The organism is Methylobacterium sp. FF17, from assembly GCF_025813715.1.
In the GTDB taxonomy this organism is placed as follows: domain Bacteria; phylum Pseudomonadota; class Alphaproteobacteria; order Rhizobiales; family Beijerinckiaceae; genus Methylobacterium; species Methylobacterium flocculans.
Genome location: NZ_CP107532.1, coordinates 238,798 through 259,390, shown reverse-complemented (window position 1 = coordinate 259,390; position 20,593 = coordinate 238,798). Strand labels below are relative to the sequence as shown.

Annotated in this window: 22 protein-coding genes, 1 tRNA gene and 1 pseudogene; 11 read left to right on the top strand and 13 right to left on the bottom strand. The window is 68.9% G+C overall.

The features are described 5' to 3' along the window. Nucleotides 1-85: 85 nt before the first annotated feature. Nucleotides 86-1,156, bottom strand: a complete 1,071-nt coding sequence (locus tag OF380_RS01225; RefSeq protein ID WP_264048976.1) for an SDR family oxidoreductase — start codon at nt 1,154-1,156, stop codon at nt 86-88. Between the two features lie 365 nt (nt 1,157-1,521). Here OF380_RS01225 and OF380_RS01220 point away from each other — a divergent pair, with 365 nt between their 5' ends. From OF380_RS01220 to OF380_RS01205, 4 genes are all read left to right on the top strand, one after another. Then, entirely contained in the window at nt 1,522-1,671 is a 150-nt protein-coding gene (locus tag OF380_RS01220; RefSeq protein ID WP_264048975.1) for a hypothetical protein, read from the top strand. A 91-nt stretch (nt 1,672-1,762) separates the two neighbouring features. After that, nucleotides 1,763-2,998, top strand: a complete 1,236-nt coding sequence (locus tag OF380_RS01215) for a hypothetical protein (protein ID WP_264048974.1) — start codon at nt 1,763-1,765, stop codon at nt 2,996-2,998. Continuing rightward, nucleotides 2,982-4,418: a sugar porter family MFS transporter gene (locus OF380_RS01210; protein ID WP_264048973.1), complete on the top strand. Its 1,437-nt coding sequence runs from the start codon at nt 2,982-2,984 to the stop codon at nt 4,416-4,418. Before OF380_RS01215 ends, OF380_RS01210 begins: the two co-directional genes overlap by 17 nt. 270 nt (nt 4,419-4,688) lie before the next feature. Further along, nucleotides 4,689-5,162: an HAD-IA family hydrolase gene (locus tag OF380_RS01205; protein WP_264048972.1), complete on the top strand. Its 474-nt coding sequence runs from the start codon at nt 4,689-4,691 to the stop codon at nt 5,160-5,162. 12 nt (nt 5,163-5,174) lie between these two features. Here the strand turns inward: OF380_RS01205 and OF380_RS01200 are convergent, their stop codons facing one another. Continuing rightward, entirely contained in the window at nt 5,175-5,297 is a 123-nt protein-coding gene (locus OF380_RS01200) for a hypothetical protein (RefSeq protein ID WP_264048971.1), read from the bottom strand. Nucleotides 5,298-5,484: 187 nt separating this feature from the next. Between OF380_RS01200 and OF380_RS01195 the strand changes: the two genes are divergently transcribed. Further along, entirely contained in the window at nt 5,485-5,697 is a 213-nt protein-coding gene (locus OF380_RS01195; RefSeq protein WP_264048969.1) for a hypothetical protein, read from the top strand. 12 nt (nt 5,698-5,709) lie between these two features. Here OF380_RS01195 and OF380_RS01190 read toward each other — a convergent pair whose 3' ends face one another. From OF380_RS01190 to OF380_RS01175, 4 genes are all read right to left on the bottom strand, one after another. Beyond that, nucleotides 5,710-7,014, bottom strand: coding sequence for an erythromycin esterase family protein (locus tag OF380_RS01190; RefSeq protein ID WP_264048968.1), 1,305 nt, complete (start codon nt 7,012-7,014; stop codon nt 5,710-5,712). 63 nt (nt 7,015-7,077) lie between these two features. Next, complete coding sequence (locus OF380_RS01185) at nt 7,078-7,761, bottom strand: alpha/beta hydrolase (protein WP_264048967.1); 684 nt, start codon at nt 7,759-7,761, stop codon at nt 7,078-7,080. 98 nt (nt 7,762-7,859) lie between these two features. Next, entirely contained in the window at nt 7,860-8,069 is a 210-nt protein-coding gene (locus OF380_RS01180; protein ID WP_264048966.1) for a hypothetical protein, read from the bottom strand. Nucleotides 8,070-8,093: 24 nt separating this feature from the next. Further along, nucleotides 8,094-8,375, bottom strand: a complete 282-nt coding sequence (locus OF380_RS01175) for a hypothetical protein (RefSeq protein WP_264048965.1) — start codon at nt 8,373-8,375, stop codon at nt 8,094-8,096. 151 nt (nt 8,376-8,526) lie between these two features. On the opposite strand from OF380_RS01175, the gene OF380_RS01170 reads away from it, so the two are divergent. Then, nucleotides 8,527-10,857, top strand: coding sequence for an FdhF/YdeP family oxidoreductase (locus tag OF380_RS01170; protein WP_264048964.1), 2,331 nt, complete (start codon nt 8,527-8,529; stop codon nt 10,855-10,857). Between the two features lie 160 nt (nt 10,858-11,017). Here OF380_RS01170 and OF380_RS01165 read toward each other — a convergent pair whose 3' ends face one another. Then, a complete protein-coding gene (locus OF380_RS01165; RefSeq protein ID WP_264048963.1) occupies nt 11,018-11,299 on the bottom strand; it encodes a hypothetical protein in 282 nt (93 codons plus the stop codon). A 406-nt stretch (nt 11,300-11,705) separates the two neighbouring features. Here OF380_RS01165 and OF380_RS01160 point away from each other — a divergent pair. Further along, a pseudogene (locus OF380_RS01160) lies at nt 11,706-11,879 on the top strand (RidA family protein); the annotation flags it as partial. Between the two features lie 12 nt (nt 11,880-11,891). Here the strand turns inward: OF380_RS01160 and OF380_RS01155 are convergent. Further along, nucleotides 11,892-12,491, bottom strand: a complete 600-nt coding sequence (locus tag OF380_RS01155; RefSeq protein ID WP_264048962.1) for a TetR/AcrR family transcriptional regulator — start codon at nt 12,489-12,491, stop codon at nt 11,892-11,894. 88 nt (nt 12,492-12,579) lie between these two features. Between OF380_RS01155 and OF380_RS01150 the strand changes: the two genes are divergently transcribed. Both OF380_RS01150 and OF380_RS01145 read left to right on the top strand, forming a co-directional pair. After that, complete coding sequence (locus tag OF380_RS01150) at nt 12,580-13,869, top strand: efflux RND transporter periplasmic adaptor subunit (RefSeq protein ID WP_264048961.1); 1,290 nt, start codon at nt 12,580-12,582, stop codon at nt 13,867-13,869. A gap of 95 nt (nt 13,870-13,964) precedes the next feature. After that, nucleotides 13,965-17,159, top strand: a complete 3,195-nt coding sequence (locus OF380_RS01145; protein WP_264048960.1) for an efflux RND transporter permease subunit — start codon at nt 13,965-13,967, stop codon at nt 17,157-17,159. A gap of 292 nt (nt 17,160-17,451) precedes the next feature. Here the strand turns inward: OF380_RS01145 and OF380_RS01140 are convergent, their stop codons facing one another. Beyond that, a complete protein-coding gene (locus tag OF380_RS01140; protein WP_264048959.1) occupies nt 17,452-17,841 on the bottom strand; it encodes an NAD(P)H-dependent oxidoreductase in 390 nt (129 codons plus the stop codon). 30 nt (nt 17,842-17,871) lie between these two features. Further along, nucleotides 17,872-18,009: a hypothetical protein gene (locus OF380_RS01135; protein WP_264048958.1), complete on the bottom strand. Its 138-nt coding sequence runs from the start codon at nt 18,007-18,009 to the stop codon at nt 17,872-17,874. Between the two features lie 715 nt (nt 18,010-18,724). Between OF380_RS01135 and OF380_RS01130 the strand changes: the two genes are divergently transcribed. Together OF380_RS01130 and OF380_RS01125 are read left to right on the top strand one after the other, a co-directional pair. Further along, nucleotides 18,725-18,952: a hypothetical protein gene (locus tag OF380_RS01130; RefSeq protein ID WP_264048957.1), complete on the top strand. Its 228-nt coding sequence runs from the start codon at nt 18,725-18,727 to the stop codon at nt 18,950-18,952. Nucleotides 18,953-19,185: 233 nt separating this feature from the next. After that, nucleotides 19,186-19,262: transfer RNA gene (locus tag OF380_RS01125), tRNA-Arg, on the top strand. A 45-nt stretch (nt 19,263-19,307) separates the two neighbouring features. Here OF380_RS01125 and OF380_RS01120 read toward each other — a convergent pair. Genes OF380_RS01120 through OF380_RS01110 form a run of 3 tightly spaced genes read right to left on the bottom strand, consistent with a single transcriptional unit; the run spans nt 19,308 to nt 20,542 of the window. Next, nucleotides 19,308-19,535: an antitoxin VbhA family protein gene (locus OF380_RS01120; RefSeq protein WP_264048956.1), complete on the bottom strand. Its 228-nt coding sequence runs from the start codon at nt 19,533-19,535 to the stop codon at nt 19,308-19,310. After that, the gene (locus tag OF380_RS01115; RefSeq protein WP_264048955.1) at nt 19,532-20,026 is read right to left on the bottom strand and encodes a hypothetical protein; all 495 of its coding nucleotides are present in this window, start codon (nt 20,024-20,026) and stop codon (nt 19,532-19,534) included. Before OF380_RS01115 ends, OF380_RS01120 begins: the two co-directional genes overlap by 4 nt. Before the next feature lie 42 nt (nt 20,027-20,068). Further along, nucleotides 20,069-20,542, bottom strand: coding sequence for a hypothetical protein (locus OF380_RS01110; protein WP_264048954.1), 474 nt, complete (start codon nt 20,540-20,542; stop codon nt 20,069-20,071). Between the last annotated feature and the right edge of the window lie 51 nt (nt 20,543-20,593).

The following is a 20,593-nucleotide window of genomic DNA, read 5'->3' as shown; positions in this document are numbered from 1 at the left end:
GCGCTTGAAAGGTCAGGATCGCGCGTTGCCGGGATGCGTACCGGAGCCCAGGACCCGCAGGAGCACCGCGCGGGGCGCTACGGCCTCAACGCGGCAGAACCTTCGCCGCCTGGAGGCGTCCGATGGCCCCCAGCAGGGCCGCGATGCTGTCGACGCTTTCGTCGAAGCCGGCGCGACGGATCTTGCCCATGTCGGAGACGAGGTCGAAATCGCTGTGAAACACGAAGTCGCCGAAACCCCAGCCGACCGCGCGCGCATAGGGCGTCTCGCGCAGGCCCTGTTCGGCCACCAGACGCTCCCAGGCCGACGCCTTATCGGCCATGTGGGTCGCGAGTCTCAGGGGAACCGGCGGCCCGAGGGGCAGGTCGAGCGCCACCGCGAGCGTCTCCCAGACCCGGCGCCAGCGGAAGGGCTCGTGCACATAGTTGAAGGCCTCCCCGCGCGCCGCCTCCGCCGTCGCCGCCCAGAGGCTCGCCCGGGCGAGGGCGCCGGCATCGGTGACCTGGGCCAGCACGCCCTCATAGACATGGGCGGGGCCGGGGAAGCGGAAGGCTGCCCCCTCCGCCCGGCACAGGGCCGCGTAGGCCCCGATCACCATGGCGATGTTCATGGCATTTCCGGCGGCATCCCCGACCACGACATCTGGCCGCAGGATCGCCCAGGCCGGGCCGCCGCGCGCTGCGCGCGTCCGCAGTTCATCCTCCTGGGTGAAGTAGAAGTTCGGTCCGATGTGGCGCGGATCGTCCTCGTAGAAGGGTGACGGCACGGGCCCGAGATGAACCCCGTAGACCTTGGCGCCCTGGTAGAGCACCACCCGCCGCAGCGGCGCATCGTGGGCCTCCAGCCCGTCGAGCAGGTTGCGCAGCATTGCCCCGTTGACGCGATCTTCCTCCGCAAGGCTCGGTTGCGGTGCCAGCGCGGCGTAGAACAGGTGCGTCGTGTCCCGTGCCTCCCGGAGCGCGGCACGGGTCGCACCCGCATCGCCGAGGTCCACGGCGATGGACCCGGCCGATCCGTGCGGGCGGCGCGACAGGGCGCGGGCGTGCCAACCCGGCGTCGAACCGAGTTCCTCCATCAGAGCCTTGCCGATGATGCCGTTTGCGCCGGCAATCAGGGCCGTTCCAAGCCGGGGCGCATCGATTGTCTCGGACTTCACTCCGCAGGCACCTCGCAAGATCGACGCAAGTTCGACGTCGGTTCAGAAACCGGAGCCTGGCAGGACTTGTTCAGACCTGATCGACGGTTTGACCGACCGGAGCGATCACACATGCCGAGCACACTTGGCGAACACACTTGGCGAAGCGTGTGCGCAGCTGCGTGCGCCGATTGCTTCGCCACCGGCAGGGACTCGGGTCATTCGTCCGTCCCAAACACCGTCCTGCGGATGCCGGCGATCACGACCCACGCCGCAGGTCCGTCCGTTTCAATTCCGACGATCACGGCCTCGGTACGATTTCAAACCGGATCAGCGCGGCCATCGCGCGGTTTGTCGCAACATCTCCTTTTGCATGAGGTTTCACGATGAACGATCAGCGTATCGGATCGACAAATCTACCGGATAAGCTTGTGCTAATCAGTATCGTCCTCAACAATATTCCGGCCGCCCGGCGCATCGCCGAGGCTCATCGCGTCGGCGTCCGACGCGACACCTCCAAGCGCGCAGCCTCCTGATCCACCATCCGATCCCCGGCTTTGCGCCTGCGCCCGCCGCGGGGCCATGCGCTTGGCCGGGGACCACGCTTTCAAAACAGGTCGCTCATCCATGCTGCATCTGCATTTCGGCACCGGCCGGCTGGGTCTCGGCCTCGTCGTTCCGGCCTTCCGGTCGCTCCATACGCAAACCGTTCTGCTGAACCGGGCGGTCTCCGGTGCCAACGCGACCGGCGAAACCGCTCTCGGGGCGGCGCGCCGGAACGCGCTCCTGAGGGACAATCCCGATCGAACCTACCGGCTGCGCATGCTGGACGCGGTCGACACCCGCCGCGAGACCATCGCGTACGACAGCTTCCACACCTACGACCCGGCGACGATTCGCCCCACCGTGCGGGCCATCGCGCAGGCCTCGGCGGCCAAGCACCGGGGCGTCGTCGTCACGGCCTCCGTCCTGAAGCACGAGAATTACGGCCCCGTCGTCGAGACCCTCAACACGCTCTCGCAGATGAAGGAGGCGGGCGAGCCCATCGGCCCGATCGCGCTCGTCGCTTGCGAGAACACCGTCTCGGCGCAGGCGGTGCTCGACGGGCCCGCCTGCGCCGCCGCCGTGATGCCCTCCACGCGCCGGCAGGTGATTCCGGTGGCCGCCCTGGTCGACCGGATGTGCGTCGAGATCGAGGAGGACACCTCCGGTGCCCATCCGGTAGTCGGCGTGCGGACGGAGCCCTATGCCTCGCTCAAGCTGGAGCTGACCGAGCGGACGGAGCCCTTGCGCACGCTCTGCGCCGGGACCGCGATCGAGTTCAGCCGCCACCTCGACGTCGAAAAGCAGATCAAGGGCTGGCTCCTCAACGGCACCCACTGGCTGATCGCCCTGGAGGCGTTCCGGGCCAGCGGCGGGGACCGCGCGATGAAGCTCAACGCCTTCATCGCGACCTCGCCCGAGCATCGCCGCCACGCCATCGCGGTGATGGACGAGATGCGCGACGGCGTGGCGATCCTGCTCCGACGCGACCCGGCCTATGCCGACTTCGTGCGGGATATCGATGTCGACGCGTATCTCGCGGGTGCGGCGACCGCGATCCTGCAGCGTTTCCTCTCGACCGAAGACCCGATCACCCGCATCCTGGCGCGCTTCCAGGCTCCGGCCCCCGGCGACACGACGCCGATCGACGCCTTCAGCCGGCGCTTCGCGGACCGGATCAACGGGCCGATCGGCGCCTACGAGGCCGAGCGGGGCATCGTCCCGCCCGCCGCCGGACGCGGTCTGCTCAGCCTGCTGCGCCTCGTCGAATCCGGAACCTTCATCGACACCGGGATCGTCACCGATGTCCGCGCGCGCTGAGGCGTCGCGCCTGCCCACGACGGTGGAGGTCGCCGGCGCGACCGAGGGCGGGCGGGCGCGGGCGCGCTTCAGCCCCTTTCTCATCTTCGTGGTGGGCGTCGGGGCCCTGGCGGGCTTCCTCTACGGCTACGACACCGGGATCATCTCGGGCGCCCTCCTGGCGATCCGCGACGAGTTCGGCCTCGACCACCGCATGCAGGAGATGACGGCCGCCGCGATCCTGGTGGGCGCCATCGGCGGGTCGCTGGCGGGCGGCTGGCTCACCGAGCGCGTCGGGCGGCGCCGGACCTTGACGGTGCTGGCGACCGTCTACGTCGTCGGCGCCCTCGCCTCCAGCCTTGCGCCGAGTGCCGGCCTCCTCATCGCCGCCCGGATCGTGCTGGGGCTGGCCGTCGGCGCCTCCTCGCAGGCGGTCCCGGTCTATCTCGCCGAACTCGCCCCGGCCAACCGGCGCGGGCGCTGCGTGACGATGTTCAACGTGGCGATCGGGCTCGGCATCCTCTCGGCCAACCTCGTCGCCTCCGAATTCCGCGAGATGCTGTCCTGGCGCTGGATGATCGGCGCGGCCATCCTCCCGGCCGCGATCCTGTGCGCCTGCACGTTCGTCCTGCCGGAAAGCCCGCGCTGGCTCGTGGGCCGGGACCGGAGCGATGCCGCCCGCCGGGATCTCGCGCGGGTACGCCCGCCGGGGACGGATCTCGACCGCGAACTCGGCGAGATCGAGCGGGTGGTGGAGGTCGAGAAATCCGCCCCCGTGAAGGGCTGGCGCGGCCTTGCGCAGGGCTGGGTGCGCCCCGCCGTGCTGGCGGCGCTCGGCATCGCCGCCTTCACGCAGCTCACCGGCATCGAGATGATGATCTACTACGCGCCGACGCTGCTGACCGGGGTCGGTGTCGACCACGCCACCGCCCTGCGCTCGACCCTCTGGCTCGGCCTCGTCTACGCGGTGATGACCGCCATCGGCCTCGCCATCGTCGACCGCGTCGGTCGACGCAACCTCTCGCTGTTCATGCTGCCCGGCGCCGCCCTCAGTCTCTTCTTACTGGGGGGCCTGCTCACCTTCGGGCTCGCGGGCGGCGACCGCTCCTGGCCGATCCTCGCCTGCCTGCTGGCCTTCATGTTCTTCAATGCCGGCGGCATCCAGGTGGTCGGCTGGCTCAGCGGCTCGGAAATGTACCCGCTCTCGGTGCGCGCGGCCGGCACCAGCGCCCAGGCGACCATGGTCTGGGGCTCGAACCTCGTGGTCACGGCCTCGGCCCTCACCCTCGTGGACGCGCTCGGAACCGGCGGCGTCATGCTGCTCTACGGCGCCCTGAACGTCGCGGCCTTCCTGTTCGTGCTCCGCTTCGTGCCCGAGACCGCCGGGCGCAGCCTGGAGGCGATCGAGGGCGCCTTACGCGACGGTACGTTCCGGCCCTGAGATCCAACCCGTCCGAATTCTCCTTGGAGTCAGACAGCTTGCCCTTGTCCAGCACAGACCCGTCCGCCGCGCCGACCCTGATCTTCGACTGCGACGGCGTCATGATCGACAGCGAGATCCTGGTCTGCGGGCTCGTCGCCGAGGAACTGACCGCACATGGCTATCCCATCACCACGACGGATGTGATCGCCCGCTTCGCGGGCCGTCCGGAGCCGGAGATGCTCGCCGAGATCGCGCGATCGCGGCGGACGCCCGCTGCCGGAGCGCTTCGTGCCGCAGATGCACGCCAGGATCACGCAGGCCTACGCCACGGAGTTGCGGGCGGTCGAGGGCGTCGCCGACATCCTGAACCGGCTCCGCGCGCCCGTCTGCGTCGCCTCGAGCAGCGCACCGGGCAAGCTCCGGCTCGGCCTCGAGACCACCGGCCTGCTGCACCACTTCGGGGGAAACGTGGTCAGCGCGTCGTCGGTCGCCCGCGGCAAGCCGGCGCCGGACGTCTTCCTCTACGCCGCCGGCTGGATGCGGGCCGACATCCGCGACTGCGTGGTGATCGAGGACAGCGTGCCCGGTGTGACGGCGGCCAGGGCGGCCGGCCTGCGCGTCTTCGGCTTCACCGGCGGCGGCCATTGCCATCCCGACCACGGCGCGCGCCTCCTGGCGGCGGGCGCAGAGCGCGTGTTCGGCACGATGCGCGACCTGCCCCAATTCCTGCCGGAGGCCTTCGCCGATCCACTCGCCGCCTGAGGCAAGTCGGCGTCAGACCCGCGCGGCGAGACCCGGCGCGACGCGGCGGGCGGCGGCGTGCTGGCGCAGGGCCGCGAGGGCGAAGCCGATCAGGCCGAGGCAGTCGCAGGTGAGGCCGCAGACGGAACCGACCATCAGGTTGTGCGCCGCCCAGCGCCGGCTCGATCGGCACGGGGGGCGGGCAGAACCGCGACGAACCGACCGGTTCCCTCAAGCGGCCCAGCCGCTGAGCGTCCCTCGTCTCGCAGCATCCCGAGGCCTGCAGCATCCAGAGGCCTGCAGCATCCAGAGGCCTGCAGCATCCAGATCGGAGTCCGCCACCATGACCAGCAACACGACGGGCGAGGACCGGGCGGAGGGACTGGCCGGAGCGAGCGTGTCCGCCAGCCTCGACCATGTCAGCCAGAGCAGCCCGGACCATCAGGAATCCGGCGACCGGGCGCCGAGCCACCGCCGCCTGACCGAGACCGCAGGCCCGGGGACGCGCGAGACCGACCCGGATCGCCCGAAACCCGAGGATCGCTACAAGCCCTGAGGGCCTCGGGCCTCAGAGGCCCGAGGGAAAGGTCAGGTCCTCGCCGGCCCCCGCAGGCTTGCGCGCCAGCGGCGTGACCGCGCGGGTCTCCTCGAACCAGACATAGGCGTCGAACTGCTCGGGCAGCACCGCGTCGAAATAGTGGCTCACCCGCTCGGTGTCCGGCCGGTAGACGACGCCGATTGCGCGCTCGAGACGGGGCTGGGCAAGAGCCTCGCGCAGGGCTTGTGCCTCGCGCAGGTCGGTCAGGCTGAGCGGCAGGCCGGCCTCGCGGAACAGCGCCTCGTGACTGTCGGGGCGGGCAGGGCGCACGTCCATGATCCGCATCGGCGCGTCCCAGTCGTCGGCGGCCGCCACCGTGCCCCGGTCGGTCCCGAAGCCGATCAGCACGGCCGCGTCGCCGTGAGCGGTCTTGGCGAGTTCGCCGATGTTGAACTCGCCCTCCCACCCCATCGCGGTGGCGCCCGCATGGCCGATATGAGAGTTGTGGGCCCACACCACCGCCTTGTCCCCGCCCGCGACCAGGGTCTGCAGCGTCTCGAACATGTGCCGGTCGCGCACGTTCCAGGACTCGACGGAGCCCCGGTACAGGGTGCGGTAGTACTGCTCCGCCGCGCGTACGATCCGGGCGTTCTGCGTCGCATCGACGTAGGCGTCCGGATCCTGCGCGGCGTAGGCGGCGCGCTTGTCCTGAAGGTCGGTCAGGATTTCGGTGACGGCGGCCTCGCACGGGTGCTTGACGCCGAACATCACCTCGCGGCCGTAGCGCTCCGGCTTGGCATGCCAGGGCGTCAGGCAGCCGTAGCGGTCGCGGGCCTGGCGCGCCGCGCCGGGATCGACCCGGTCGAGATAATCCAGAACCGCCGCCATCGAGGCGCCGAGGCTGTAGACGTCGAGGCCGCGGAACCGCACCCGGTCCTGGGGGGCCCGGCCGATGTTGAGGTCGCGGAGCCGGCGGGCGAAGTCCAGCATTTCCGCATTGCGCCACATCCAGGTCGGGAAGCGCCGGAAGGCGTCCCCCGGAAACGGGGTGGCGGCGCGATGCCCGATATAGCGGTCGATCATCGCCGCGTCCGGCCAGTCGGCCTCCACCGCGATGACGCGAAAGCCGTGATGCTCGATCAGGTGCTGCGTGATGGCCGCCCGCGCTTGGTAGAACTCAGACGTCCCGTGGGTGGCCTCGCCCAGCAGCACGATCCGGGCCTCCCCGAACCGGTCGAAGCAGGCCCCGAAGCCCGGCGCATCCGGCGCGGGCAACGGTTCGGCCGCCCCCCGCAGGTGGTCGACGATGGGGTTGTGCTTGGTCGAAGGCGCCATGACTCTCCTCCGCTCGTCTGCTGCGGTCACCGCCGGGCAACGGTGTCTCGGTGCGGCCGGCGATCAGCCCAGGAACCGGGCGAACGCCGCCCGCACCATCTCGGTGGGCACCACGTGCCCGCCGGAGAACGGCCTGTCTTCGACATCGTACCCGGCGCTCCGGAGCGAACCGGCGAGGCGGTCGCCGCAGCGCGCGAAGGGCAGCACCGGGTCTTCGCGCCCATGCGCGATGAAGATGCGAGGGCGGCCCTCGGTTCGGGCCGGGGCCGCGAAACCGGGCGAGAACGCCAGGATGTCGCGAAACAGACTGCCGTTGGCGAGCCCCAGTGACAGGGCATAGGAAGCCCCATCGGAGAAGCCCGCGATGGCGATCCGCTGCGGATCGATGGGATATGCCCGGAACATGGCCGCGAGCACCTCGTCGAGGGTCGCCACGTCGGGCCCGAATCCCGGCTGGATGACGTCCCAGGTCGCTCCCCGCGCGTCGGGTGCCAGAACGATCACCCCATGGTCGTCGGCGGCCGGCGCCACCATCGGCATCACGTCGCCCGCCCGAGCCCCGGCGCCATGCAGCATGATCAGCAGCGGCACCGGCCCCGCGGGATCGAGCGAGGCGGGAACGTGCAGGAGGCCGCGCAGGCGCTCCCGTAGGGTATCCTGCCCGACGCGATCCCCCGCGCCGGCCTCGGCGGGCGACCCCGGCCGTGCGCTCAGGATCCCGCGTGCGTGTTCATGCCTGTTCGCCATTCTCGCCCGGTCGCCAGTCTCGGAACCGCTCCTTGCGAACCCCCGTGTCCCGGCCACGAAGTCAGTGGATCTGCCCGATCTCCGGTGAAGCGAGCCGCCTACCGGGTGATCCGCTTCGGGGCGATCGGATCGCTGGCCGGAAAGGTTTCCTCGATCGCCTCGTCCAGGAGCTGTTCCTGACGCGCCCGGAGGTCTTCATCCGGCGCCCGTGGTCCGGGCGCCCGCTCGGCCGCCAGATCCGCGAGGGACTGGCCGCGCGGCCGGTCCGCTTGATCCGGCGGGGTCGGTTCGATCTTGGCTCTCGTCATGGCACGGTCTCGGATCTGACAGGGTCAATCGCGTGAGGTGATCGTTGTTCGACGGTGTGAGGGGTTTGTGCGGCGCCGCTCGCGGCGCAGAGTCGACAAACCCGCGAGGCTCATCCCCGCCAGGCCCAAGGCCCAGGCGACGATCACCATCGGCCGGACGCGCAGGCGCCTGGCTGTCCGGTCCAGGGCCACTTCGCACCCGCCGGCGAGATTGGCCGCGATCGGCACGATCTGGGTGTCGAAGAACACTTTCGGGACCGAGGGTCGCTCCGGCTTCTTCAAAAGATAATCTGGCCCGATCAGCATTCTAACCTCCGTTAAGACCCGACGTCGTCTTGTGAACAATTGACGTCTTGCGAACAAACGTCTTGGCCTTGGGTTGGAGGTGAAACCCAAGCGGGCGGCCGATGTTTCCCCGGTCGGTTCGACAGGGTCGCGTCGGAACGGAGATCGTTCGTTGGAAAAGCCCACTTTCAAGCCCTACCGACTGCCCTCCGGCGGATGGGGATCGGCCCGCTCGGTCGGCAACATCCTGAGGCGGGAGGGCGTGCTGGCGAGCGTGCCGATCGCGCTGACCCGCCACAACAAGGTGGACGGCTACCAGTGCAACAGCTGCGCCTGGGTGAAGCCCGCGAGCCCGCTGCCGTTCGAGTTCTGCGAGAACGGCGTCAAGGCGGTGGCCTGGGAACTGACCGCGCATCGCTGCACGCCGAAGTTCTTCGCCGAGCACACCGTCACCGAGCTTCGGGGCTGGGACGATTTCCACCTCGAACAGCCCGGCCGCCTGACCCACCCGCTCCGCTATGATGCGGACAGCGACAAGTACGTGCCCGTCTCCTGGGGGCATGCCCTCGACGAGATCGCACGCGAACTGCGCGCCGTCGAGGATCGCCAGAAGGGTACCGTGTTCTACAGCTCGGGCCGCCTGTCGAACGAGGCGAGCTACCTCTATCAGCTCTTCGCCCGGCTCTACGGCAACAACAACCTGCCCGACTCGTCCAACATGTGCCACGAGACCACCTCGGTGGCGCTGCCCGCCAGCATCGGACAACCGGTCGGAACGGTCACCCTGGAGGATTTCGGGAAGTCCGACTGCATCCTGTTCTTCGGTCAGAACCCGGGCAGCAACGCGCCCCGCATGCTGCATCCGCTGCAGGAAGCGAGCGAGCGCGGCGTCCCGATCATCACCTATAACCCGTTGCGCGAACGCGGGCTGGAGCGGTTCCTGAACCCGCAATCGCCCACCGAGATGCTCACCGGCAAGGACACCCGGATCAGCTCGCAGTATCACCAGGTGAAGGCGGGCGGCGACCTCGCGGCACTCGCCGGCATCTGCAAGTCCGTGCTGGAGATGCACGATACCGCGCGGGCGGCCGGCGGCCCGGCCGTACTGGACGAAGCCTTCATCGCCGAGCACACCCACGGCTTCGACACCTTCGCCGACTGGCTGCGCGCGCAAGGGTGGGACGAGCTCGAACGGCGCTCGGGCCTGCGCCGCGCCGACATGGAGGCCACCGCGACCGTCTACGGCCGCTCGCACGCTGTGATCGGCGTCTACGGCATGGGCCTGACCCAGCACCGGGCCGGGGTCGAGACCGTGCAGATGCTGGTCAACCTCCTGCTGATGCGCGGCAATCTCGGCCGCGTGGGCGCCGGCATCTGCCCGATCCGGGGCCATTCGAACGTGCAGGGCCAGCGCACGGTGGGGATCACCGAGAAGCCGGAGCTCTTCCCCCTCGACCGGCTCGGCGAGCAGTTCGGCTTCGCGCCGCCCCGCGAGGCCGGCTACAACACGATCGAGGCCTGCGAGGCGGTCCTGAAGGACGAGGTCCGGGCGTTCGTCATGCTCGGCGGCAACTTCGTCCGGGCGATTCCCGATCACGGCCAGATGGAGCCGGCCTGGCGCCGACTGCGGCTGACCGTCAACGTGATCACCAAGCTCAACCGCTCGGCCCTGCTGCCGGGTGCGGTCAGCTACATCCTGCCGGTGATCAGCCGCATCGAGATCGACGAGACGAAGCTGGGACAGCAGGTTCTCTCGATGGAGGACACCTCCGCCTGCATCCACGGCAACCGGGGCGTGCGCCGGCCGGCCTCGCCGCACCTCATCAGCGAGATCCGGCTCATCTGCGAGCTGGCCCGGCGCGTGCTCGACCCCAATCCACGCGTGCCCTGGGATACCTACCAGGAGGACTACGCCGAGATCCGCAAAGCGATTTCCGACACGCTGCCGGACTCGTTCTGGGATTACGAACGCCGGATGTGGGAGCCGGGCGGCTTCCAGCGCGACTTGCCGGCGCGCAAGCGCCAGTGGCACACGGAGACGGGCCGGGCCAACATCGTGACCCCGAGCGGCCTCGACGAGGACACGGACATGCCGGAGGTGGGGCACGACGTGCTGCGCCTGATGACCCTGCGCTCGAACGACCAGTTCAACACCACCGTGTACGGCTACGACGACCGCTTCCGGGGCATCAAGAACACCCGCAAGGTGGTGCTGATGAACCGCTCGGACATCGACCGGCTCGGGCTGAAGATCGGGCAGGCCGTGACCCTCAGGACGGTGGCCGACGACGGGATCGACCGCAGCCTTTCCGATATGCTGGTCGTCGCCTACGACATCCCCATCGGCTGCATCGGCGGCTACTATCCCGAATGCAACGTGCTGCTGCCGATCTGGCACTACGCCATCGGCAGCAAGACTCCGGCGGCCAAGACCATCCCGGTCACCGTGCAGGCCGACGATGACCGGGTGCGGGCGCCGCAACTCGAATACGCGACAGGGTGAGGGCAGCGCTCGCGCGCTTCAGGCCTGGGAAATCATGGAAACCATCGCGTCTTCATGATTTTCATGAAGGCATCAGGATGATCGGCCGGGATCTGATGCGGTTCGAAGATCCCAGCTGACGCGAGCGATGTCATCGCAGGTCTCGCACTCTGGGACACCTTCAGACTTTGCGAACAAGGACCTCTTCGGCGTACCGGGTGCGAGCGGCACTATCCATCGCGGAGTCCGTGCGCTCACACCAGGCCGTGAACGCATCCGGTTCGATCGGCACGCGTACGACGTCGACGCCGCTACTTTGGACCACCTGTTCGACCTGCTCGGTGGAGACCCGCCACGCCTCATAGTGCACCGGCAGCTTCGCGCCGTCAGAAAGGATTTGGCGCAGCAACGCGTAGTGCTGCGGTTCGTACCAGGGCAGGCCGACGCGGCGGGGGCGGTCCATGATAGGCTCTTCCGGCTTCAGACAACGTGATCGCTTGGCGTTTGCGCAACGCGGGGTGTTCGTCGTGCGAACGGTCGTTCGTCCCGGAGGGTTGCCTGAACAGGCCCGAGACGCATGCGTTGCGGGCGGGTTGTTTGTCCGAACCGCTCGACGCGCCGGTTCCCATCCTGATCCCGTTCGATGGCCTTAGAATCGTCGCGCCCGGGCCCGGCGCCACGGCGCTGTGCCTCGACGGCAAATCCCCGGAACTGGTCGACCGGATCTACGGGCCGGTACTGCGCGGCAATGGTGCTGCGATCTGTGGCGCGGATGGCGCCCGCTCCCTCAGGCTCCGGGCACCAGCAGGCCGGAGACGAGGCTGCGGAACGCCTCGACCGCTTTGGCGAGAACGGCGCGGGGCTCGTCGGAGGCGCAGTTCGAGACGGTGATGGCCGTGCGCGATCGCGCGATCGGCACCGCGCCCTATCCCAACTGGACCGCCGTGGGCGTGACCTGGCTGGCCGGATTCGACTTCGAGATCAAGGCCATCGCCCGCATCCCCGGCCGGGCAGATCGCACCGAAGTGCGTCCGGGGCTTTGATCCTCGTATCGCTCAGGCGTTCCCGCTTCCGGAAAAGGCGCCGAGCGAGACGCGCGCCACCTCGCGCAGGGCGTCGCGGTTCGCGCCGGAGGACGCGATGACGCCCATGCCGGAGGCGACCGTGGACAGGAATCGCGCCAGGGCCACCGGGTCCGCCTCCTCCGGGAGGTCGCCCTCCGCCTTCGCCTGGACGAAGCGCCCGAGGAGTTCCGTCTCCGTCTGCGCCCGGCGGGACGCCAGTTCGAAGGGAATGTTCTCCGAACCGGCTCCGCAGGCGAGGCCACCCTGGACCAGGAGGCACCCCGGCGGATTGGTGGGATCCGTATGGCTCTCGGCGATGCTGCTGAGGAACCGTTCCGCCACGTCGCGCGCCGTCGCGCCGGCGAGCACGTAGCGCATGTGGTCGGATCGCCTGAGGGCGTAGCGGTCGAGGGCGGCCTTGAGCAGGCCCTCCTTGCTGCCGAAGGCCGCGTAGAGGCTCGGCGCCTTGATGCCCATCGCCTTCGTCAGCATGGCGAGGCTCGCGCCGTCGTAGCCGTGGCGCCAGAACACCTCCATCGCCTCATCGAGGGCTTTGTCCCTATCGAAGGACCGGGGCCGCCCCATCGCCATTGTCTGTACGCTCCAACTTTTATATCGAGTGGTAGATAAGTCTCTTGACGGCCGACGTCCACGCCGACATGTGTAGCGAACTCTACAGATGTTGGAGCCGGTCGTGAACCCTGCGCCTCACTCTCTCTTTACTCGTTCCGGTCTCCGGCGCAGCCTCGCGGCCGGCGTCGCCCTCGTTTCGCTGGCGGGCGCATCCGTCCAGATCCTCCCATCCTGGGTGACGCGGGGCACCGCGGCGATCGCCGCGACCCCGCCGGCCGAGCAGGCGATGCCGGTTCCGGTCGCCACCGTCGCGTCCCGCGCGGTGGTTCTCTGGGACGAATTCTCCGGCCGCCTGGAGGCCGTCGACCGGGTCGACGTGCGGGCCCGCGTCGGCGGCGCCATCCAGGCCACGCACTTCACCGAGGGCGAACTCGTCAAGCCGGGCGACCTCCTGGTGACCATCGATCCGGCGCCCTACGCGGCCGAGGTCCAGCGCCTGGAGGCACAGGTCGCGGGCGCCGAGGCACGCCTCGCCCTGACCGCGAGCGACCTCGAGCGCGGGCAGCGCCTGTCGGACCAGCGCATCGTCACGGCCCGCGACCTCGACGTCCGCGCCAACGCATTCAAGGAGGCGAAGGCCAACGTCGACGCGGCGAAGGCGACGCTGGAGGCGGCGCGGCTGAACCTCGGCTACACGCAGGTCCGGGCAGCGGTCGGCGGACGTGTGGGACGCCGTGAGATCACGCCGGGCAACCTCGTCGCCACCGGCGCAGGCGCCGCCGTGCTGACCACGCTGGTCTCGGTCGATCCCGTCTACGCCAGCTTCGACGCGGACGAGACCGTCGTCCTCAGGGCCCTGGCCTCCCTCGCCGAACCTTCGAGCAAGGAAGCTTCGGGCAAGGAAGCTTCGGGCAAGCGCGGCCGGCTCGACCGCATCCCGGTCGAGATGCTCACCAACGACGGCGTCCGGGCGCGCGGGCACCTCCAGTTCATCGACAACAAGGTCGATGCGCGCAGCGGCACCATCCGGGTCCGCGCGAGCTTCGCCAACGGCGACGGGCACCTCATCCCCGGCCAGTTCGCCCGCATGCGCCTCGGCCAGGCGACGCCCGACGCGCTGCTGCTCGTGGACGAGCGGGCGGTCGGCACCGACCAGGACAAGAAGTTCGTCCTCGTGGTGGGCGCGGATGATCGGGCCGAGTTCCGTGCCATCACCCTGGGGCGGGCCGTGGACGGACTTCGCGTCGTGACGTCGGGTCTGTCCGGCGGCGAGCGCATCGTCGTCAACGGCCTGCAGCGCCTCCGGCCCGGCATGCTCCTGCGGCCCGAACCGGTCGCCATGGGCGTCCGGCCACAGGATCCCGCGCCCGTGCCGCGCCGGCTCGCGCAGAACTGACGGGCGGCGAACGCCGCTCCCATCCCCGATTGCCTCTGCGTTCCCGGCGGCCGCCTCGCGACCGCCCTCTCTCCCCGTGCGCCCAGGAGGGCGGCATGAACCTCTCGAAGTTCTTCATCGACCGGCCGATCTTCGCCGGCGTGCTCTCGGTGCTCATCTTCATCCTGGGCCTGATCTCGCTCTTCGCGATGCCGATCTCCGAGTACCCGGACGTGGTGCCGCCCTCGGTCGTCGTGCGGGCGACCTTCCCGGGTGCCAACCCGAAGGTCATCGTGGAGACGGTGGCGACGCCGATCGAGGAGCAGATCAACGGCGTCGAGGGCATGCTCTACATGTCGAGCCAGGCCACGACCGACGGCATCATGACGCTCACCGTCACGTTCCGCCTCGGCACCGACCCCGACAAGGCCCAGCAGCTCGTGCAGAACCGCGTCTCGCAGGCCGAGCCGCGCCTACCGGCCATCGTGCGCCAGCTCGGCATCGTCACGGTGAAATCCTCGCCGGACCTGACCATGGTGGTGCACCTCGTCTCGCCCAACGGGCGCTACGACATGACCTACCTGCGCAACTACGCGGTGCTGAACATCAAGGACCGGCTCGCCCGCCTCGATGGCGTCGGCCAGGTCCAGCTCTTCGGCTCCGGCGACTACGCGATGCGGATCTGGCTCGACCCGCAGAAGGTCGCCGAGCACGGGCTCTCGGCCGGCGATGTCGTGCGCGAGATCCAGGCCCAGAACGTCGAGGCGGCGGCCGGCGTCATCGGCGCCTCGCCGGCGATCCCGGGCCTCGACCTCCAGCTCTCGCTCAATGCCGAGGGGCGCCTGACCGACGAGGAGCAGTTCGGCGACATCGTCGTCAAGACCGGCGAGGGCGGCGAGATCACCCGCCTGCGCGACGTGGCCCGGATCGAACTCGGCGCCTCCGACTACGCCCTGCGCTCGCTCCTCGACAACAAGTCCGCCGTCGCCCTGCCGATCTCGCAGTCGCCCGGGTCCAACGCGATCCAGATTTCCGACGAGGTCCGCCGGACCATGGCGGAGATCAAGCGCAACATGCCCGAGGGGGTGGACTACGAGATCGTCTACGATCCGACCCAGTTCGTACGCGCCTCCATCGAGGCCGTCATCCATACCCTATTGGAGGCCATCGCCCTCGTCGTCCTCGTGGTGATCCTGTTCCTGCAGACCTGGCGCGCCTCGATCATCCCGCTTCTCGCCGTGCCGGTCTCCATCGTCGGCACCTTCGCGGTGATGCATGCCTTCGGCTTCTCCATCAACGCGCTGAGCCTGTTCGGCCTCGTGCTGGCCATCGGCATCGTGGTCGACGACGCCATCGTGGTGGTGGAGAACGTCGAGCGGAACATCGAGAGCGGATTATCGCCGCGAGACGCCAGCTACCAGGCCATGCGCGAGGTCTCGGGGCCGATCATCGCCATCGCCCTGGTGCTCGTGGCGGTGTTCGTGCCGCTCGCCTTCATCAGCGGGCTGACGGGCCAGTTCTACAAGCAGTTCGCCCTCACCATCGCGATCTCGACCGTCATCTCGGCCGTGAATTCACTGACCCTCTCGCCGGCCCTCTCGGCCCTCCTGCTCAAGGACCACCACGCCCCCAAGGACCGCCTGACCCGAATCCTCGACGGGCTGCTCGGCTGGTTCTTCCGGCGCTTCAACCGGGCCTTCGGGCGGGCCTCGGACGGCTATGGGCGCGGCGTCGGAGCCGTCGTCTCCCGGAAGGGCGCGATGATGGTGCTCTACCTCGTGCTCGTGGGCCTGACCGTGGTGCTGTTTCGCCAGATTCCCGGCGGCTTCGTGCCGGGCCAGGACAAGCAGTACCTCGTCGGCTTCGCGCAGTTGCCGGACGGCGCCACCCTCGACCGGACCGAGGACGTGATCCGCCGCATGAGCGAAATCGCCCTGAAGGAGCCCGGCGTCGAGAGCGCCGTCGCCTTCCCGGGCCTGTCGATCAACGGCTTCACCAACAGCTCGAACTCGGGAATCGTGTTCTCGACCCTGAAGCCCTTCGAGGAGCGCAAGTCGCCGTCCCTGAACGGCGGCGCCATCGCGCAGTCGCTGAACAAGAAGTTCGCGGCGATCCCCGAGGCGTTCATCGCGATGTTCCCGCCCCCGCCCGTCAACGGCCTCGGCACCATCGGCGGCTTCAAGATGCAGATCGAGGACCGGGCCGGCCTCGGCTACGAGGCGCTGAACGAGGCGACCAAGGCGTTCATGGCCAAGGCCGCCCAGGCGCCCGAACTCGCCGGCCTGTTCTCCAGCTTCCAGATGAACGTGCCGCAGCTCTTCGCCGACATCGACCGGACGAAGGCGCGCCAACTCCGGATCCCGGTCACGGACGTCTTCGACACGCTGCAGATCTATCTCGGCTCGCTCTACGTCAACGACTTCAACCGGTTCGGCCGCACCTACTCGGTCCGGGTCCAGGCCGACGCACCCTTCCGCGCCCGCTCGGACGATATCGGGGCGCTGAAGGTGCGGGCGGGTTCGGGCGAGATGGTGCCGCTCGCGGCCCTGCTCCGCGTCCGGCAGACGGCCGGGCCGGAGCGCGCCATGCGCTACAACGGCTTCCTCTCCGCCGACATCAACGCGGGCGCGGCCCCTGGCTACTCGTCGGGCCAGGCCCAGGCGGCGGCCGCCCGCATCGCGGCCGAGACCCTGCCGCGCGGCTTCGCCTTCGAATGGACGGACCTGACCTACCAGGAGTTCATCGCGGGCAATTCCGGGATGTGGGTGTTCCCGCTCGCCCTGCTCCTCGTCTTCCTCGTGCTCGCGGCCCAGTACGAGAGCCTCGCGCTGCCGCTCGCGATCCTGCTGATCGTGCCGATGGGCCTGCTCGCGGCGATGTTCGGCGTCTGGCTCTCGGCGGGCGACAACAACGTTTTCACGCAGATCGGCCTGATCGTGCTCGTCGGCCTCTCGGCCAAGAACGCGATCCTGATCGTGGAATTCGCCCGGGAACTGGAATTCGCCGGCCGGACCCCGATCCAGGCCGCCATCGAGGCGAGCCGCCTGCGGCTGCGCCCGATCCTGATGACCTCGATGGCCTTCATCATGGGCGTCCTGCCCCTGGTAACGGCCACCGGCGCCGGCTCGGAGATGCGAAGCGCCATGGGCGTGGCCGTGTTCTCCGGCATGATCGGCGTCACCGCGTTCGGGCTGTTCCTGACGCCGGTGTTCTACGTCCTGCTGCGCCGGCTCGGCGGGAACCGGCCGCTCAAGCAACATGGCGATGCCACGTCGATCGTGCACCAGGACCGGATCGCGGAGGCCGCCTAGCAACTCCCTGCGGAGGGACTGCGCGGGGCAGAGCCGGCGCAGTCCTGACGCTGCCGGCCCGCGCGGGTCAGTCGGTCGTCGACCGGGCCGCGCGCTCGGCCTCTTCCGTCCCGCCGACCGGCCCCTTCTCGCGCACGGGGCGCACGACCTGCGCGACCCAGGCGTCGAACGTCGCCATGGCGGCCTTCTCCCCGGCCATGTCGTCGGCCTGATCGTCCGCGTCGGCGCGATCGAGGCCGGTCCTGGCGTAGCGCCAGAGCGCGTCCGGGACTTCGATCCCGCTGTAGCGGCACTACCAGACCAGACCCTGATAGGCGAGACGCTCGTCACCCCGGTACGGCTCGGCGTCGGGACCGAAGCAGGCCTTGTGTGCGAGAATGCGTGGGCGCCCGTCGGACTCGACCTCGTTGCTGCCCTCGTTGCCGTAGCAGAAGAAGGCGGCGGTGCGCCCCTCAAGGTGGTTCCGGGTCAGTTCCCTCCAGAGTGGGGAACGCTCAAGGGCCTGCGCCTCGAGGGTGCTCTTCTTGTCGATGAGATCCGGGCGCGGGTTTCCGCCGCTCATGCACACGAGGCGGTCGAACATCGCCTTGAGGTTCGTCGTGGGCCCGTACCACCAGACCGGACCGATGAAAGCCCGGACAGCGGCCCGGGCCAAGCGCTGGTAGAGCTTCTCGTTCCACATCAGGTCGGGCTGGTGGTCGCTGTCCGGCCTCTAGCAGTTGCAGGGGCAGACGCAGAGGGCCATCGAGGATCCGACGCAGCCGTTGCAGCCCTGGATCTTGGGCTTGCCGTGCTCGTTGCCGATATCCACGTGGTCAACCTGCAGGTCCGCCGACAACCGGCCCACCATCCGGTGCATCAGGAAGCGCGCCTTGCCATCGAGACCGGGGCAGGCGTCGAGCCGCCGGGCCGAGCCCGCGACGACGAGGACCTAGAGCGGGCGCGGCTCCAGCGACAGGGCGTCGATGTCGGCTTTCAGATCCACCACCGGGTCAACGCTCCATCGTGCAGTGATCGGGGCGAGCGACGCCACGATCCTGAGGGGCCTTCGCAGCCCATCGGCCGAGGCGGACGTTGCCTCGATAGGCTGGCAGGGCCGCGCGCCTGCCGGGTTCAGGAGCCCTGATCCGGTTGGCTGGGCCCGTCGATCAATCGAATCGCGACGAGCGAACTCGGTTCGGTCTCAGTGTGCCCATGCGCTTAGGCCACGTGGGTTCGGGCTGCAGTGCCGAATCGTATCGTGCCCGACGCGATGGAAGCGCTGGGGCCAGGGACCTCTCGAAGCCGGGTGGCGGAGGGTCGCGCGGCGCGGCATCCGAGGCCTCGCTGATGGCACGGATGGTTCGGCATATCAGCGAGCAGTGCGGGAAGCCGGCCCGTTCTAGACTCACCCGCGACGTCCCGTGGGGAGGTGTACCAGAGTTGCCGAATTCCACTCGGCGCTCCGGCCGGCGCGATCGCGACCGATCGCCACTGGACCTCGCTGTTTGCGCACCGTTGCAGGATCAAAATCCCCGATTCTTTTGTTCTCTATTTGTTCTTATGAAGAATCGAGTGAGCACACGTTGGACGAGATCGAGCGGGCCTACATGGAGTCGTCCGGCGGCGACGCGCGCGATACCCTGCGCAGGGCCCTCGCCGACGCGATGGAGAAGATCGCCACCGTGTCGAAGGATGCCGGCCACCGCTTCATTCGGGCGGCCCGACCGGCAGACTTGGCGCGCAAGCTGGGGCGGGAGCGTCAAAGATCCAGGCCGCGTCCTTGGCCCGCTTCCGATCGCCCTCGGCCGTGAGGAATTCACAAGCCTGTGCCATCACTCTGGGGCTGGATTCGGGACACCGGTATCCCCGTCGAGGAATCTCAGCGCCGGGCAACCGACCCTGCCGGCGTCGCCGGCCTGCCGGCGTCGCCGGCCTGCCGGGCCTGCGAGGGCCCGCTCTGTGGGTCCGTGCAGGAGGAACGCGTGGGTTTCGTAGGGCGGATGACAGCTCCGGAGGGGGGTGCTAGAGGGGGGACCGGCGTCCCGACTCCGTAGCTCAGCTGGATAGAGCAGCCGCCTTCTAAGCGGCAGGTCGTTGGTTCGAGCCCAACCGGGGTCGCCAGTTTTATCAAGGACTTAGGTTTCGCCCCAGGAAACTTCCGTCGAGCTAGGACGACCTGAGGACGACTTCACCTGAAACCAGTGTGTCCGGCTGCGGGGTCGGACCGCATAGCGACAGGACGTGCCGGGCCATCTCGACGTCATCGATGGTCCCGGCAACGTACGCATCGAAGATCGCCATCGCGTCGGGGGTGATCTTCACCCCTTCGATGCGGGCCGACGCGAGGGCGGCGCGAACGTCCCTGGCACGGGATTGCTCATCCGGTGTCGTCATGCCGTTCGGATGGGCTTGCCGGTGTCGACGTCCATCAGGACGCCGCCCGGGGGGATCACCCGGCCGTCCCTGATGACCATGGCCTGCTGGACGATGGCATCGATGGCCCGCTCGCGACCTGCGAGGTGATCGGTCATGTAGGCACGGAGCCAATCCGGGTCGATGCTCGGACCGCCATGGCGCTCGACCTCCGAGCACCACTTCGCGTGACCATCGACCTTGGGCTTGTCCTTGAAGAAGTGCGCGCCCGCGTCAGCCACGCGGACCGCCAGGATGGGCACGATCTCCTCGGGTGGGGTATCGGGCATGACCCGGCAGGACATGCGGGCCGACCACAACGCCATCGCGATCTGCTCGTCCTCGGCCTCGACTTTCCCGACCTCGGTCAGGCTGGAAGCGGTGGCCCGTGCAGCCTCGTTGGCCGCCTGGCGCTCGCGGATCTCGGCGAGCTGCATCATCAGCCCGTTGGTCTGGAAGGTCATCTCGTCCATGGTCGTCTCCGGAAGGTCCTGGATGGTTGCGCGGGGTCGGCGCTAAAGGGCGGAGATCTCTTCGAGGGCTTTCCTGTCTTCAGCCGGGATCGCCATCCAATCGAGGTAATCGCTCACCTGCTTCCAGAGGTAGTCCTTGTTGCCGTTCATGTAGGTCTGCACCCGGCCGTCCACGAACGAGTAGTGGTATTGCCCGTAGTAAAGGTATTCGGGCTTTTCGTCGGTCGTCAGGGGCGTTCCCTGATACGGGCACGTCTCCTTCAGGAGGCGATTGCTTGCCTCATGGTGGCCGTCCAATAAGACCAGCGTCGCGAAGGTCGCCTTCTCGTTGGGCCGGCGGATGAACCATGCCGTCAGCTTGAGTTGCAGCATGATCTCGCGGGCCCGGTCAGTCAGGTTCGCCTGCTGGAACTCGGTGTCGCATTCTAGGTCGAGGTTCTTCGTCGTCTGAAGCGCCTGGACCTGGTGGCCGAAGATCTTGCGGGGGCGCCATGACGGGCCGCGGATGTAGGGCATCGGTGTCTCCGGATCGGGGGCACCGTAGCTTGGCCGAATTACCGCTCGCGG

Coding starts and splice junctions, on each gene's coding strand:
- OF380_RS01215 (WP_264048974.1), top strand. CDS start 1,763: ATGCTGCATCTGCATTTCGGCACCGGCCGGCTGGGTCTCGGCCTCGTC.
- OF380_RS01150 (WP_264048961.1), top strand. CDS start 12,580: ATGTTGGAGCCGGTCGTGAACCCTGCGCCTCACTCTCTCTTTACTCGT.
- OF380_RS01145 (WP_264048960.1), top strand. CDS start 13,965: ATGAACCTCTCGAAGTTCTTCATCGACCGGCCGATCTTCGCCGGCGTG.
- OF380_RS01195 (WP_264048969.1), top strand. CDS start 5,485: ATGACCAGCAACACGACGGGCGAGGACCGGGCGGAGGGACTGGCCGGA.
- OF380_RS01180 (WP_264048966.1), bottom strand. CDS start 8,069: ATGACGAGAGCCAAGATCGAACCGACCCCGCCGGATCAAGCGGACCGG.
- OF380_RS01190 (WP_264048968.1), bottom strand. CDS start 7,014: ATGGCGCCTTCGACCAAGCACAACCCCATCGTCGACCACCTGCGGGGG.
- OF380_RS01110 (WP_264048954.1), bottom strand. CDS start 20,542: ATGCCCTACATCCGCGGCCCGTCATGGCGCCCCCGCAAGATCTTCGGC.
- OF380_RS01155 (WP_264048962.1), bottom strand. CDS start 12,491: ATGGCGATGGGGCGGCCCCGGTCCTTCGATAGGGACAAAGCCCTCGAT.
- OF380_RS01140 (WP_264048959.1), bottom strand. CDS start 17,841: ATGTGGAACGAGAAGCTCTACCAGCGCTTGGCCCGGGCCGCTGTCCGG.
- OF380_RS01185 (WP_264048967.1), bottom strand. CDS start 7,761: ATGGCGAACAGGCATGAACACGCACGCGGGATCCTGAGCGCACGGCCG.
- OF380_RS01175 (WP_264048965.1), bottom strand. CDS start 8,375: ATGCTGATCGGGCCAGATTATCTTTTGAAGAAGCCGGAGCGACCCTCG.
- OF380_RS01200 (WP_264048971.1), bottom strand. CDS start 5,297: ATGGTCGGTTCCGTCTGCGGCCTCACCTGCGACTGCCTCGGCCTGATC.
- OF380_RS01210 (WP_264048973.1), top strand. CDS start 2,982: ATGTCCGCGCGCGCTGAGGCGTCGCGCCTGCCCACGACGGTGGAGGTC.
- OF380_RS01165 (WP_264048963.1), bottom strand. CDS start 11,299: ATGGACCGCCCCCGCCGCGTCGGCCTGCCCTGGTACGAACCGCAGCAC.
- OF380_RS01120 (WP_264048956.1), bottom strand. CDS start 19,535: ATGACGACACCGGATGAGCAATCCCGTGCCAGGGACGTTCGCGCCGCC.
- OF380_RS01220 (WP_264048975.1), top strand. CDS start 1,522: ATGAACGATCAGCGTATCGGATCGACAAATCTACCGGATAAGCTTGTG.
- OF380_RS01135 (WP_264048958.1), bottom strand. CDS start 18,009: ATGGTGGGCCGGTTGTCGGCGGACCTGCAGGTTGACCACGTGGATATC.
- OF380_RS01115 (WP_264048955.1), bottom strand. CDS start 20,026: ATGGACGAGATGACCTTCCAGACCAACGGGCTGATGATGCAGCTCGCC.